Source organism: Oceanobacter sp. ABM4_470, from assembly GCF_056158645.1.
In genome coordinates, this window is sequence record NZ_JBSWTR010000001.1 from 2,893,262 (window position 1) to 2,908,144 (window position 14,883).

13 protein-coding genes are annotated in these 14,883 nt (G+C 56.5%); 8 read left to right on the forward strand and 5 right to left on the reverse strand.

Going from position 1 to position 14,883, the window contains the following annotated elements:
- Positions 1-69: 69 nt before the first annotated feature.
- From ACXADJ_RS12730 to yjgA, 7 genes are all read left to right on the forward strand, one after another.
- Positions 70-1,557 carry an RNA polymerase factor sigma-54 gene (locus tag ACXADJ_RS12730; RefSeq protein WP_475066475.1) on the forward strand — a complete coding sequence of 496 codons (1,488 nt, stop codon included), beginning with the start codon at positions 70-72 and terminating at the stop codon, positions 1,555-1,557.
- Between the two features lie 53 nt (positions 1,558-1,610).
- Positions 1,611-1,910, forward strand: a complete 300-nt coding sequence (hpf, locus tag ACXADJ_RS12735; RefSeq protein WP_475066479.1) for a ribosome hibernation-promoting factor, HPF/YfiA family — start codon at positions 1,611-1,613, stop codon at positions 1,908-1,910.
- Between the two features lie 3 nt (positions 1,911-1,913).
- Positions 1,914-2,366: a PTS IIA-like nitrogen regulatory protein PtsN gene (ptsN, locus tag ACXADJ_RS12740; RefSeq protein WP_475066483.1), complete on the forward strand. Its 453-nt coding sequence runs from the start codon at positions 1,914-1,916 to the stop codon at positions 2,364-2,366.
- A gap of 50 nt (positions 2,367-2,416) precedes the next feature.
- A complete protein-coding gene (gene rapZ, locus ACXADJ_RS12745) occupies positions 2,417-3,283 on the forward strand; it encodes an RNase adapter RapZ (protein WP_028293187.1) in 867 nt (288 codons plus the stop codon).
- 24 nt (positions 3,284-3,307) lie between these two features.
- The gene (locus ACXADJ_RS12750; protein WP_028293186.1) at positions 3,308-3,577 is read left to right on the forward strand and encodes an HPr family phosphocarrier protein; all 270 of its coding nucleotides are present in this window, start codon (positions 3,308-3,310) and stop codon (positions 3,575-3,577) included.
- 155 nt (positions 3,578-3,732) lie between these two features.
- Positions 3,733-5,088, forward strand: a complete 1,356-nt coding sequence (gene mgtE, locus ACXADJ_RS12755; protein ID WP_475066489.1) for a magnesium transporter — start codon at positions 3,733-3,735, stop codon at positions 5,086-5,088.
- A gap of 75 nt (positions 5,089-5,163) precedes the next feature.
- Positions 5,164-5,688 (forward strand): ribosome biogenesis factor YjgA, encoded by a 525-nt coding sequence (yjgA, locus tag ACXADJ_RS12760; RefSeq protein WP_475066491.1) that lies wholly within the window; start codon positions 5,164-5,166, stop codon positions 5,686-5,688.
- Positions 5,689-6,017: 329 nt separating this feature from the next.
- On the opposite strand, the gene ACXADJ_RS12765 is transcribed toward yjgA, so the two are convergent.
- Together ACXADJ_RS12765 and ACXADJ_RS12770 are read right to left on the reverse strand one after the other, a co-directional pair.
- Complete coding sequence (locus ACXADJ_RS12765) at positions 6,018-6,863, reverse strand: class III extradiol dioxygenase family protein (RefSeq protein WP_475066493.1); 846 nt, start codon at positions 6,861-6,863, stop codon at positions 6,018-6,020.
- On the reverse strand, positions 6,856-7,257 hold the full coding sequence (locus ACXADJ_RS12770) for a protocatechuate 3,4-dioxygenase (RefSeq protein ID WP_475066494.1): 402 nt from the start codon (positions 7,255-7,257) through the stop codon (positions 6,856-6,858). The genes ACXADJ_RS12765 and ACXADJ_RS12770 overlap by 8 nt, the downstream gene beginning before the upstream one ends.
- A gap of 169 nt (positions 7,258-7,426) precedes the next feature.
- On the opposite strand from ACXADJ_RS12770, the gene ACXADJ_RS12775 reads away from it, so the two are divergent.
- Entirely contained in the window at positions 7,427-8,323 is an 897-nt protein-coding gene (locus ACXADJ_RS12775) for a helix-turn-helix domain-containing protein (protein WP_475066498.1), read from the forward strand.
- Positions 8,324-8,460: 137 nt separating this feature from the next.
- Here the strand turns inward: ACXADJ_RS12775 and ACXADJ_RS12780 are convergent, their stop codons facing one another.
- From ACXADJ_RS12780 to rng, 3 genes are read right to left on the reverse strand one after another with little or no spacing between them, the layout of a single operon-like run.
- The gene (locus tag ACXADJ_RS12780) at positions 8,461-9,261 is read right to left on the reverse strand and encodes a carbon-nitrogen hydrolase family protein (protein WP_475066500.1); all 801 of its coding nucleotides are present in this window, start codon (positions 9,259-9,261) and stop codon (positions 8,461-8,463) included.
- On the reverse strand, positions 9,258-13,352 hold the full coding sequence (locus ACXADJ_RS12785) for a YhdP family protein (RefSeq protein ID WP_475066501.1): 4,095 nt from the start codon (positions 13,350-13,352) through the stop codon (positions 9,258-9,260). The genes ACXADJ_RS12780 and ACXADJ_RS12785 overlap by 4 nt, the downstream gene beginning before the upstream one ends.
- Before the next feature lie 9 nt (positions 13,353-13,361).
- Positions 13,362-14,813 (reverse strand): ribonuclease G, encoded by a 1,452-nt coding sequence (gene rng / locus ACXADJ_RS12790; RefSeq protein ID WP_475066503.1) that lies wholly within the window; start codon positions 14,811-14,813, stop codon positions 13,362-13,364.
- Positions 14,814-14,883 lie beyond the last annotated feature (70 nt).

Here is a 14,883-nt window from a genome sequence, read left to right on the forward strand (position 1 = left end):
CATAGGCAGGGCGCAAAGCTTGCGTATAATGCACAGAACATGCCGATCATTGATGAACAGTAGCGCAGTATGAAAGCATCGCTTCAGTTAAAAATGGGTCAGTCGCTGACCATGACGCCACAGCTGCAACAGGCCATCCGCTTGCTGCAACTGTCGACTCTGGATCTGCAACAGGAAATCCAGGAAGCCCTGGACTCCAATCCCATGCTGGAACATGACGAGTCCGAGAACGAAGACTTCTCCTCCGAAGCCAGCAGCAACAACGACAATAACGAAACCGAAGTCACTGCCAGCACGCCGGAACCGGAAACCCAGGAACTGGGCGACCAATGGTCTGACGACAAAATGCCGGACGACCTGCCGGTTGACAGCGACTGGGACGACACCTTCCAGACCACCGCCAGCATTGCCGCAGGCCCAGGTCCTTCCGGTGACGATGATTTCGACTATGACTCCCGTCATGCCACCACCGACGACCTGCAAGGTCATCTGGAATGGCAGCTGAACCTGACGCCCATGAGCGACGTCGACCGCGAAATCGCCACTATGCTGATCGACGGTGTCGACGAAGACGGCTACCTGCACACCACCATCGAAGACGTGCTCGAAGCCATGGACCCGGAATCCGAGGTGGAACAGGAAGAAGTCGTTGCGGTACTGAAACGCCTGCAACAGTTCGACCCGGCCGGGGTGTTCGCTCGCGACCTGCGCGAATGCCTGTTGCTGCAACTGGCGCAACTGCCAAAAGACACCCCCTGGTTGACCGAGGCGCAACTGGTGATCAGCGATTTCATCAATCTGCTGGGCAGCCGCGACTACCCGACCCTGATGCGCAAAACCAAATTGAAGGAAGACAACCTCAAGGCGGTACTGCGACTGATCAAGGAGCTCAACCCGAAACCGGGGGCAGGCATCAGCGGCGAACAGTCCGAATACGTTGTCCCCGACGTCATCGTGCGTAACATCCGCGATGAATGGCGCGTCGAACTGAACCCCGACATTGCGCCGAAACTGCGCGTCAACGCCGACTACGCCTCGCTGGTGCGTCGCTCTGACAGCAGCTCCGACAACACCTTCCTGAAAGACCACCTGCAAGAGGCTCGCTGGTTCATCAAGAGCCTGCAAAGCCGCAACGACACCTTGCTGAAAGTGGCGACCAAAATTGTTGAATACCAGATCGAATTCTTCGAAGAAGGCGAAGAAAAGATGAAACCACTGGTATTGCACGACATTGCCGAAGCCGTTGGCATGCATGAATCCACCATTTCACGGGTCACCACCCAGAAATTCATGCACACCCCACGAGGCATTTTCGAGCTCAAGTATTTCTTCTCCAGCCACGTCAGCACCGACACCGGCGGAGAGTGCTCCTCGACCGCTATTCGCGCCATGATCAAGAAACTGATCAGCGAAGAAAACGCGCGTAAGCCACTGAGTGACAACAAAATTGCCACCATGCTGAGCGAAAAAGGCATTCAGGTGGCGCGACGCACCGTCGCCAAATACCGTGAAGCCATGATGATTCCACCATCAAACGAACGTAAACAGTTGATCTGATGTCAACAACAGGTCTAGTCTCAGTATTGGATCTGTAAAGGAGGAGCCGTTTTATGAGCATCACTATTAGTGGCCAACACGTTGAAGTAACGGAAGCCATGGAAGCCTATGTGAAAGAAAAACTGGTGCGCCTGGAGCGCCACGCCGACATCACGTCGGGTCAGTTTATTCTCAAGCTCGAGAAGGATCGCAAGATTGCCGAAGGCACCCTGCACGTAGCAGGTGCCGACATCAACGCAACGGCGACTCACGACGACATGTACGCAGCCATCGACCTGATGGCCGACAAACTGGATCGTCAGGTGCTTAAACACAAAGAGAAACTGGTTGCACGACAGCACGGACAAGGCTAACGCATGACCCTCCAAATCGCCGATATCCTGACCCCGGAACGCACCATCAATGACGTGACGGTTTCAAGCAAAAAGAAGTTGCTGGAGTTCATCTCCAGTCTGGTTGCGGAAGAACTGAGCGATAGCTCATCGGATGAAGTGTTCGAACGACTGCTAGGGCGCGAGCGCCTTGGCAGTACAGGTATCGGCGAGGGCATCGCTATCCCCCACTGCCGTTTGCCTCAATGTAACGAAGCCGTTGGCGTGCTGCTGCACCTGAACAACGCCATCGACTTCGACTCGATCGACCGCCAGCCGGTCGACCTGGTGTTTGCCCTGCTGGTGCCGGAAGAAGCCACCGACGAACACCTGCAAATTCTGGCCACGCTGGCGCAAAACTTCAGCCAGGCCGATTACCGTCAGAAGCTGCGAGATGCCTCTGGCAATCGCCCCCTGTTCGACGCTGCCCTGTCCTGACGGGTAGCCGAACCAGTCACTCAGCCACCGACAACCACTGGAGACAGGTTATGCGTCTGGTCGTCATTAGCGGTCGCTCCGGTTCCGGTAAATCCAGCGCCCTGGCCGTGCTGGAAGACCTGGGTTTCTACTGCATCGACAACCTCCCCGTCGACCTGCTGCCAGCCCTGGCAGAATTGCCATGCAGCGCCGAAAAGCGTTCATCGGTCGCGGTCAGCGTTGACGTTCGTAACCTGCCGGACGACATTGAGCACCTCACTGAAGTACTGACTGAGCTGCCACAACACTACCGCCAGCTCGACATCGTCTTCCTCGACGCCACCGAAGAAGTGCTATTGCAGCGCTTCAGCTCGACCCGTCGCAAACACCCGCTGACCGACAACAATATTTCGTTGGCTGAAGCCATCGACCGCGAAACCGAACTACTGGGTCCGGTGGCCAACATGGCCGACCTGACGCTGGATACCACCAGCATGTCGGTGCATGACCTGCGTGGGCTGATCAAAATGCGCGTTGCCGGTAAAAGCACACCGGACATGGCGGTGCTATTCCAGTCATTTGGCTTCAAGCAAGGCATCCCGCTGGACGCCGATTTTGTGTTCGACGTACGCTGCCTGCCCAACCCTTACTGGCAACCGGAACTGCGACCGTTTACTGGCCAGGATGAACAGATTCGCACCTTTCTGTCCGGCAAGGACGAGGTCAACGAAATGTTCACCGACATTGAAAGTTATCTGCTACGCTGGCTGCCTCGATTTGAACAAAATAACCGTAGCTACCTCACCGTCGCCATTGGCTGTACCGGTGGCCAACACCGCTCGGTATACCTGTCCGAACGCCTGACCGAAGCCTTCCGCGAACGCTTCAGTAACGTTCAGGTTCGCCACCGCGAACTGAACCGCCTCGGTCACAGCTAACCCGCACTATCAGGAGTTTCATGGATGGTCTCGACCACGATCACCATTATTAACCGCCTTGGCCTGCACGCCCGCGCTGCTGCCAAACTGGTGTCCACCGCCGCCGCCTACGGCAGCACCGTGAAAGTGGGCTACCCCGACCGCATGGTGGATGCCAAAAGCATCATGGCCGTCATGATGCTGGCAGCCAGCAAAGGCACCGATGTCCAGATCATCGCTGAAGGCGATGACGAGCAAGCCGCACTGGATGCCCTGTGCGATCTGATCAACCGCAAATTCGATGAGGGCGAGTGAACTTTCGCCCTTTTTCTGCTCTAACTCTCTTCTGAAATAATTCTTTTATTTCAATCTGATAGCGACTATTTCGGTAGTAATTTCCAACTCTTGTACATGGCAAGGCCTGAGCTTTCAGGCTAAAATCATGCCATCCCTACTGGCGGTGAATCCTCATGGCAGAACTCAGCGAAAAGGCAAAAGCAAAACTCCATAGCCTTAATGAAGCGCTGGAATCCGGTGCCATGGCCAAGGTGCGTCGAATCATCAACTCTGGCCTGGCGCCGGTCGACGTCGCCCACCTGATCGAATCCTCTCCACCGAAGGCCCGTGCAGTCATTTGGGAGATGGTCGACAAGGAGATCGAAGGTGATGTCATCCAGCATCTGTCGATCGACATCCAGAGCCAATTCCTCAGCGACATGAGCGCCGAAGAGGTTGTTGACGTTACGTCCGACCTTGAAACGGATGATGTTGCCGACATTCTGCAGCAGCTGCCTGAGCGTGTGACTCAGGAAGTGCTGGACTCCATGGACCACCAGGACCGCGCCCGAGTAGAAGCCATTCTTGGCTACCCGGAAGACAGCGCCGGTGGTCTGATGAACACGGATACCATCACCATCCGTGCCGACATTACCCTCGATGTAGTACTGCGTTACCTGCGCCGTCACCAGTCGCTGCCGGACATGACCGATAACCTGTTGGTGGTTAACCGTCAGAACGAATACATCGGCATGCTGCCAATCCGCAAGCTGCTGGTCAGCGACCCGCAACAAAACGTACGGGAAGTAATGTCTACCGGTGGCCACGTGATTCAGGCCACCCAGCATGAAACCGAAGTGGCGAAACTGTTTGAACGTCACGATCTGGTATCCGCCCCGGTGGTGGACTCCAACGGCATGCTGCTTGGCCGTATCACCATCGATGACGTGGTTGACGTAATCCGTGAAACCGCCGACCACTCGTTAATGAGTATGGCCGGTCTGGACGACGAGGAAGATACCTTTGCGCCGGTGATGAAAACCACCAAGCGCCGGGCCGTGTGGTTGGGGATCAACCTGATTACCGCATTTATTGCTTCCGCTGTGATTGGCCTGTTCGACAAAACCATCGAAGCGGTAGTGGCACTGGCGGTCTTGATGCCAATCGTTGCCAGCATGGGCGGTATCGCTGGCAGCCAGGTACTGACGCTGGTGATTCGTGGCCAGGCCACTGGCCACCTGAGCGGCGCCAACTTCAAATGGCTGTTCAACCGGGAACTCGCTGTGGCCGCTCTTAACGGCGTGTTGTGGGCGGTGGTGATTGCCTTGCTGGCTTACGTCTGGTTCCGCGATGCCGGTATCTCGGTGATTATGGCGGCGGCCATCCTGATCAACCTGCTGGCGGCTGCCATGAGCGGCGCAGCGCTGCCGATGATCCTCAAGGCCCGAGGCATCGATCCGGCCCTTGCCGGTGGTGTTATTCTGACCACAGTGACAGATGTGGTAGGATTCATGTCTTTCCTGGGTCTGGCGACCCTCTTCTATCTTTAATACCGTCAAACCCGATTGTGGTTTTTCGAGGTGCAGCCATCGCTGCACCAACCCCTATGACCTTGCGAGACCTGTATGAGCGACTTTGATTACGATGCCTTTGACGAACAGCCAGAAGAATACGAGCTGGTCAGCAAATCGGAAATGAAGCGTGAAATGGAGCGCTGGCAGGCACTGGGCGAAAAACTGACCCAACTGCCGGAGTCGCTCTGGAAGCAGCTACCAATCAGCGACACCCTGCTGGCAGCCCTGAACGAAAGCAAACGCATCAAACAGTTTGGTGCCCGCAAACGTCACCTGAACTACATCGGCAAAGTCATGCGTGACGAAGACGTCGATGCCATTCAGCAGTTTGTCGATATGCAAGACCCGTCCAGCGAAGCCTATGGCCGCCGTCAGGGACAACTGGAAATGTGGCGCAACCGCCTGCTGGCCGACGGCAAGGCACTGAACGAATTCATCGAACAATACCCACAGGTAGACCGCCAACAACTGCGTAACCTGGTCCGCAACGCCCAGAAAGAAATTCAGGGCGAAAACGGCAAACCGGGTAAAAGCTACAAGGCGCTGTTCCAGCTGATCAAATCCGAGACGGAATAATTTAGTCTGAAGTCTGAAGTCTGAAGTCTGAAGTCTGAAGTCAGGTGTCTGGTGTCTGGTGTCTGGTGTCTGGTGTCTGGACAGTAGTGTGGGAGAGAGCTTGCTCTCGATAAGCTTATTCGAGAATGACTTATCTCCAACACCGCACTTGTCAGATGACAGCCGCTGCGCGTCTTTATCTGACCAACAAAACTCATCAAAGTCTGCCGTTGTAGGGTGCGCACTGCGCACCAAACGGACTCCTGACAATAAAAAACCCGCGAATGCCTCTGTGACTACCACAGCAACAAACGCGGGTTTGAGCCCAAACGCTTATCCCCAAGCGGGAATCAATCTTCCTCTGGCGTCAGCAGCAACACCCCGGCACCGGTATTGGATATCGGTGCATGGTAGTGCTTGTGCAGCACATTCACGTTGTCTGGCAGCGCGCCGCGCATCACCATCCACATGATCACTTCAATGCCTTCGGTACCGGCTTTTTCCATGATTTCGCTGTTGGACTGATTGCACAGCCACTCCGGGTTTTCGATCACAGAGTTGATGCACTCAATGTCGTATTCAACGTCAATCAGGCCTGAGCGTTCACCTTGCAGCTGGTGCGACAGACCGCCAGTGCCGATGATCACCACCTTCATATCTTCCGGATAGCTCTCGACCGCTGTCCGCAACGCCTGCCCCACTTCATAACAGCGACGGGCACTTGGCAGCGGATGCTGAACGGTATTCACTGCAAACGGCAGGGTTTTCAGCGGATAGTCACCATGATGACGCCAGAACAGCTGCATCGGTACGGTAAAACCGTGGTCTACTTTCATTTCCTGGCAGGTGCACATATCCACACCCTGATTAATCAGCTTTTCCGCCACGTGCCATGAGAAAGCCGCATCGCCCTGAAATGGCTTCAGTACCGGAATACCCCAGCCTTCATCGGCGTTCTGGTACTGATCGGCACAGCCCATTGCAAAGGTTGGTACCTGATTGAGGAAGAAATTCAGGCCATGGTCGTTGTACACCACGATGGCCAGGTCCGGCTTGACCTCATCCAGCCACTTTTTAACCGGCTCGTAGCCGTCGAAAAAGCGCTTCCAGTATTCGTCCTGCTCCAGCCCTCCGGCAATGGCGTTGCCAATGGCCGGGATATGAGATGTGGTCAAACCCGCAATGATCTTAGCCATGCCAGAATCCTCCTTCCTGCTTCAACTTGTCTTCAAAACCTTCGGCGTTGTTGGCCAGCATCTGAATAAACTGGTCGCGGGTAATGCCATGAAACGCGGCACCGGCATCCTGTACGTTCAGGCCATGGAAAACGGCGATTTTAGCGAGGTAATACACATTGCCGCCGAGGTGCATCAGCTTGAGGAAATCTCCGGCCAGCACCGCTTCGCGCTGCTCGTCACTGAGCTGGTACTTGCGGCAGTAGGCATCCATATCCGCTTCAAATTCGTCGCGGTTGTGCTTGTGGATAAAGGAATACGCCATGCGATTGAGGTTGTAGCCTGAGTGGGAACGTTGGCCGTCAAAGACGTAAGTCCCCGGAATACTGTCGTAATCGTGCTCTTGCCAGCTCATGGATTACCTCCGGTCAGTTTCTTATTCGTGGTGGTGATTGCTCGATATCAGGATTGCAGTTTTCATCATAAAACCGGCTAAAAACATGGATCTTTCGATGCCATATTTGTACATTTCGCATATCTGATATCAGACCACCAGCCAAAACTGACGTGTATCAAGGTTCGATATGACAGCTCCCGAAATCACCTCTGCGATCCAGATCCCCGTCGTTCACTATTATGGCGAAGCCGCCAGTGGCTTTTCCGCCGACCTGATGCACTGCGAGCCACTCAGCATTCGCAGCCGTGAACACCAGTTCACCATCAAGCCCCACCGCCACCACGGCCTGACCCAATTGTTCTGCCTGACCCGTGGCAGCGGCGATGCCAACATCGACGGCGAAAGCCTGGAAATCAGCGCCCCGGCGGTGATGGTGATTACCGAACTGTGCGTGCACGACTTTCTGTGGAGTCACGACGTCGAAGGTTATGTGCTGTCGCTCAGCCACTCGCTGCTGGCACAACTGGACGACCAGCAACGGGTTTTGCAACACACGCAAATCATTGAAGACGAACCCGGCTGCCTGCTGCTCGCTGGCTACTTTCAGGGCTTGTGTGAGGAGTACCAGAACACCGCCGATCCACAGCGGGCGCTGGCGTTGGGAAGCTGGTTAAACCTGCTGCTACTGACCCTGCAACGCCAGCAGCTGAACCATAATCAGCGCCACAGCGGTGTACACGGCCAACCACAGCAGTACCGCGCCAGCCAATATCTGCAACGGTTTAACCAATTGGTGAATCGGGATTATGCCCGTCAACGGACGGTAGAAAGCTACGCCAACGAGCTCGGGGTCAGCGCCCCGCATTTGAACAGTCTCTGCAAGCAGCAGCTGGGGAAAAATGCCCTGGCGCTGGTGCATGAGCGGCTGACACTGGAAGCCAGCCGACGGCTGAGCTACACCATTCAGCCCATCAGCGTGATTGCCGATCAATTGGGGTTTGCCGACCCGGCCTATTTCACGCGTTTTTTCAAACGCCAGACAGGGCTATCGCCGAAGCAATTCCGGCAGCAATCCGAGGCGTGATCAAGAGGTCGTGTGGGAAGAAAGAAATGCAGAACAGGTGTTTTGGATAAAAACCATGGAAATACCAATGGTGCGCGGTGCACACCCTACAGTATCACCTGTAGGGTGCGCACTGCGCACCTTGGTTAACTACAGACTCAAACCCGCCGGTGGCCAAGCACCGGCATACTGTCACGGACGGTCTGGATGTGATCGTGGTTGATGTCCACCACCACCACGCCGGGTTCGTGTTCGAGGCTGTGTTGCACCTTACCCCAGGCATCGATTACGCAGGAATGGCCCCAGGTTTGGCGTTTGTCGTCGTGCCAGCCACACTGGTTGGCAGCTACAACGTAAACCTGTTCTTCAATGGCGCGGGCGCGCAGCAGCGGCTCCCAGTGGGCTTCGCCGGTTTTGTAGGTAAATGCCGCAGGCACCGAGATAATATCAGCGCCTTTTTCACGCAGCTGGCGGTGCAGCTCCGGAAAACGCAGGTCATAACAAATGCTCAGGCCGAGCTTGCCGACCGGGGTGTCGACCACCACGACCTCATCGCCGGGACAAAAGCGTTCGGACTCGCGATAGCTGCCCTGGGCATCGCCGACGGCGACGTCGAACAGGTGAATCTTGTCGTAGCGAGCCACCAGCTCACCGCTGTCATCGAACACCAGGGAGGCAGAGCGTACGCGGGTTTCCGCCGGGTCGGGATCACGTTGCGGTACAGCACCGGCAACAATCCACATACCCAGCTCCTTGGCGGTATTGCCCAAGGTGTCGAGCCAGGCCAGATCTCCGGCCAGTTCCTGATAACATTTGCCGTCCATCGACAGAAACATTTCCGGCAGTAGCGCAAGTTCAGCCCCCTGTTCTTTGGCTTGCTTCAGTAGCGTCAGGGCCTGCTCGAAGTTCTGTTGTGGGTCTGACTGACTGCTCATCTGAATGGCAGCAACACGGCTCATTTTGATTCCTCCAGTCCGAAGATGCTCAGGAAACGATCCTTGAATGAGCGCACTCGCTTGCCTTCAACCTCGTTATCGAAGGCTTCACGAATTTTCATATTCGGCTTGCCCCAGGTGCCGGTCACGTCATAACTGGCACTGGTGAAGCGTTCCAGCTCATCGCCGATCAGCTTTTCCGTCACGTAGATGGCACCGGCCACCGGGGCGGCAAAGCCCGCCAATACGGCAACAAGTGGTAGTGATCCTGTGACAGGAAAGGTCACCGCCAGTTTCATATCCAGCGTCTCGGTGCTGAGGTTTGAGGAGCCGGAAGCCAGCACCTTGGCACCAGGGCCGTCGACCACCAGAGGCTCGGTGAAGGTCATCATGCCGTTCTCGACCTTGGCTTTGGCTTTGGTCACGTCAAAGGCGATACCAGATTGGTACAGGTCTGAGAAATCCAGCTGCAAACGCCGCGAAATGGAATTCACATTCAGTGCGCCAAAGGCTTTCAACGCCCCTGCGCCTTCGGTTTTCCAGCTGCCGTCTTCAATCCGTACCGATACCAGGCCGTTAAGGCTTTGTGGATTAAACGCCATCGGCGAGCCGCGCCAACTGAGGCTGGCGGTGGACTTCAGGCGCTTGCCTTCGATCATCGGGTCTTGTCGGAAAGCCCGCTGAATCTTGCCTATGTCGCTGCCGTTAATTTGCATCAGATCGAGGCTGGTCAGGTGTCCGTTGGAATCCACCAGCCAGCGGGCATCACCGGTAATGTGCAGCCCCTTGAGATTGGAGTCATTGACGGTAATGGCCGCGCCCTGATCAATCGGGCGGCTGCTGAGGTTCCAGGAACCAAAATTCCAGCCCCCCAGCATGATTTCCTTCAGATCAATGTCCATTGGCAGCAAGTCAGACGGCAGCAAATCCTTGAGGGTATCGTCAGCCAGCACTTGCGCCAGCGGCACGACCTGTTTGGGCCTACCAGCGTCCTGATTTGCTTGTGCCGAGGAGCTGACATCCATCTCTTGCTCGGACTGGGGAATATGGATGTAGTCCATGGCGATTAGCACCGGGCTGTCATCGGCAGGCATAACCACAGCGCCCTTAGCCAGCTTACTGTCGATGCTGACGTTCCATTCGCCCCATTGCTGGCTCGCGACCAGATGGGCGTTGCCGGTTGGCAACGTCCAGGCGTCGATGTTGCTGAACTGCAAGTCCACCAGTCGGAGCGGATTTTCAGAATGCGCCGCCTGACGGGCTTCTGCGCTGTCCTGATCCGAGTTTGTTGCGGATGAATCAGACCTATCAGGCGACGTTACCGGGGCATTTTGGCTCGACTCCGCTTCCGCCAACGGCAACAGCCGCTGCCACATGGCCCACCAGTCTTCGGCAACCACCGGCTTGTCGATCTGACCCCGAACCTCAATGCCGCTGTCGCTCGGCAGGAACGGCTTGCTGCCGCCCAGATACACCTGACCACGATCCACACCGTCATCGTCGAGGGCAAACACACCGCGAATGCGGTTGTCATAGTTCAGCGAGATACGCGTTTCCCGCCCTGGCCGTACTTCAACATTAAGGCTGTGGTCAGCATCATCGGCAGCCTTGCCCAGCGGCGCCGGATAATCAATTTGGGTACCCGCCAGATTGCTGTCGAGGCGGAATACCACGTCACCAGAGCCGGTGTTGATGTCGAGGGCGGCCTCGTAGTTCAGGGTGCCAGACAGTGGGTCGAGCAGAAACATCGGCATCCACTGTTTAAAAGCTGCCACGCTGGCATCACCGCGGCCGTGCAAGTTGGCTTTGAAAGCACCGTCGGCACCGGTCATTGCCGATTCCAGTCGCGCATACACATCGCCGCCCATCACCGAGGCGGTGAATTCCGGTGACTGAATACCGCTGTTGGAATCGTATTCAAACGGCCCCGTCACCCGGGTCAGCGTCAGATTCAGATCGTTAAGCACAATGCGGTTGTTTTCCAGATCGGCTTCCAGATGCACATCCGGTGCGGCATCTTCTGACCCCAATGGCATATCCAGTTGCAACGACGCCGTCAGCGGCCCTTGTGCCTGCCACTCGTCAAAAGTGTGGTTCAGCATTTGCTGCAACGGCGTGTCGGTGAAATAACGAATGGCTTCACGGCTGTCACCCACCAGCTTGCCAGCAACTTTCAGTTGGGTTGGCTGGCCAGTTTGGTTACGAATACGAATGCGGGTGCTGTTGGGCTGCAAATTACCGCCCAGCGTTCGGCCGCGCTCAACCCAGGCATCCACCGATGGCGCATTCACAAGCACCCGGCCCTTGAGGTTGTAGATGATTGGCCAGTCTTGCAGGTACTCCAGCTCGCCGTGGTCGACATCAACGTACAGTTGCGTGGTGAGGCTATTGGCTGGACGATCGGCTTCCAGCTCGCCGTTCAAAACCAGTGAACCGTTCTTGAGGTCCCCTGCCAGCAAGGCAGTGCCAAGCCAGTTGCTCAGATCGGGTTCCAGCAAATCCGGCAACAAGCGGCTGCGGTCGTGAATGCTGGCGTCCGGCAGACCCAGCAGCAGGCTCAGGGTTTGCGGCTTGCCAGAGGCCCGCGACGGCAAGAACAGGCTCAGTTCGCTGCGCAGGTGCAAATGATTCCAGCGGGCTTTGATGTCGCTGAGCCAAACCTTGGAAGCATCCGGCTCAATCTGCCAGCTGAACACCCCGGAGAGGTCATCCATATCCCATGGCTGGTCGTACACCCCCTTGAGGTCAACCACCACGTCTTCGTCGTTAAAGCGAATCTTGCCGCGCCGGGGCTGCAAATGCAGGCTGCCGTTCAGCCCCTGTATGCCGGGAATGCCACGGTAACTGAGGCCATGCACATCTCGAATCTCTGCACGAACATCCAGTTGCTCCAGCTCGCCGGGCAGCACCGACACCCGAATGTCCTGCGCCACACCGCCGGGCTGAATATTCCCCAGATACTGATCGAACGGTGCCGGCAATAAACCGTGCTCGAGCAAGTAATCGACGGCATCGCCCAGTTGCAGCTCAGCCAGCCCCAACTGCCAGCCACGCGGGTGTGGGGAGGACTCATCCAACTGAATCAGGCTGATGGTGAAGTCATCCAGCGGCACGGAATCGCCCAATTGGGGCTTAACCCGCATGTGCCAATCGTTGCCATCCAGTTCGCCGCCAATCTGAATGCGGCCGCTATCCAGCTCCAACGGTTCTTCATTGGTCACCAGATTCAGGTGGCTTAAGGAAAGGTCGGCGTACACTTTCTGCAAGGCACCTTCACGCACGGTCAGCCACACTTCGGCACCGGCATCCAGTTCCTTGAACTGCAAGCCCATGGGCAAGTCGTCCGGAATCCAGCGGGTCCAGCTTTGTGGCTCAACATAGGCAACCACTTCGCCGTTTTGCGACTGCCACGGCCATACCTGCCCGGTAAGCGCTGCATTGATGGAAATATCCGCCAGTTCCTGACGGCCCCAGGAAATATGGCCACGCACCGACTGGCTGTTGCCCTGATGCCGCCACAGCCACTGGTTGATGTTCAGGTGATCGAGTTTACCGTCAGGGTTGGTGACGCTGATCTGCCAGTTCTCCAGCTCCACCATTTGCTGCAATTCCAGCAATCTGGCCCACAGCGGACGGCTGTCTGGCTTGGCTTCGGCGGAGCTGCGGCTGTCACGGGAAACGCTATCCTGAGCGTTGCCCTCAGGCAGTGGCAGTAACTGCCAGTCTCCGGAAAACCATTGATGGTCGTCGGTGCGGCGGACGTCGGCTTGCAAGCCGTCCACCTCAATGCGCTTGAAGACCGGTAGCTGATAGAAGGCCGAGGCACTGACGTCGAGTTCGGCTTCCAACCGTTGCAGTCGCACCGGGTGATCCAGCGGGCCAACTTCGATGTCTGTTACCCGGATCACCGGCGACAAATAGCGCCAGTCGCCTTCCAGCTGACCGATGGACACAGGTTGTCCCAACAGCTGCGATAGCTGTTGCTCAACGTCCGGCCGCCAGGTTTCTACCAGCGGGATCAACTGGCGACCAATGCTGGTGTACAGAGCCAGTAATACCAGCCCGACCACCAGCGTGATCCAGATTTGCGTCCAAACGGCCGCCAGAAACCTCATTACCGGGTCCTATTGAAGGATGATGTCGTAGTAGTCCTGGGCGTACAGGCCTTCGACCTGCAACTTGATGCTCTTGCCGATAAAGGCTTCCAGATCGGCAAGGCCATCACTGTCTTCATCCTGAAGGCGGTCCACCACCAGCTGGCTGGCCAGTACCAGATAATTGCCAGCACCGTAGGCCCGATCCTCACGGAGGATTTCACGGAAGATTTCGTAGCATACGGTTTCCGGGGTTTTCACCGAACCGCGGCCATCACAGGCCTTGCACGGCTCCATCAGCATTTGCTCAAGGGATTCACGGGTACGCTTACGGGTCATTTCCACCAACCCAAGCTCCGACACACCGCTGATCTTGGTTTTGGCGTGGTCTTTTTCCAGCACTTTTTCCAGCATGCGGTGGACCTGACGCTGATGTTCGGTGTCCATCATGTCGATGAAATCGAGAATGATGATGCCACCCAGATTGCGCAAGCGTAGCTGACGGCCAATGGCGGTGGCCGCTTCCAGGTTGGTTTTGAAAATGGTTTCTTCCAGATTGCGACGGCCGACAAAACCACCGGTGTTCACATCGATGGTGGTCATGGCTTCGGTCTGGTCAATCACCAGATAACCGCCGCTTTTCAGCGGTACCTTGCGCTCCAGAGCGCGTTGGATTTCATCTTCAACGCTGTACAGCTCGAAGATTGGACGCGGGCCCGGGTAGTAACCCAGACGCTCTTCCACTTCCGGCACGTACTGATGAGCAAACTGCTGGATTTTCTCGAAGGTTTCGCGGGAGTCGACCAGAATCTTGTCGACCTCCGGGCGGGCGTAATCACGCAGGGTGCGCAGCGGCAGCGGCAGCTCGTCGTAGATAACCGATGGCGGATTAAAGTCCTTGATGCGCTCTTCCAGCTTGCGCCACAAACGGCGCAGGTAGCGGGTGTCGGCCAGAATTTCTTCCTCGCCGACGCCGTCTGCAGCGGTGCGCAAAATAAACCCGGCTTCGCCAGTCAGGCCTTCCGCTTCCATGCAGTTTTGCACCATCTGCTTGAGGCGGTCACGCTCTTCGTCATCGTCGATGCGCTGGGAAACCCCGACGTGGTCGGCCCCCGGCATGTACACCAGGTAACGGGAAGGAATGGTCAGCTGGGTCGTCAGGCGTGCACCCTTGGTGCCAATCGGGTCCTTGGTGACCTGCACCACCAGCGACTGACCTTCGTGCAGCAGCTGATTAATGGGCGTTTGCGGATCATGTGAACCCAGCTCCGCAGCGTGAATAAACGCCGCGCGCTCCAGACCAATATCCACAAACGCGGCTTGCATGCCTGGCAGCACCCGCACCACTTTGCCCTTGTAGATATTGCCGACCAAACCACGATGATTGGTACGTTCAATGATGATTTCTTGCAGTACACCGTTTTCGACCACACCCACGCGGGTTTCGGTGGGGGTCACGTTCATCAGAATTTCTGCGTTCACAGCGAGGTCCCTTTAATTCTTAATATGGGGGCACTGCCATCCTCAGCGTAGCAAGCACGCGGAGTGTGCA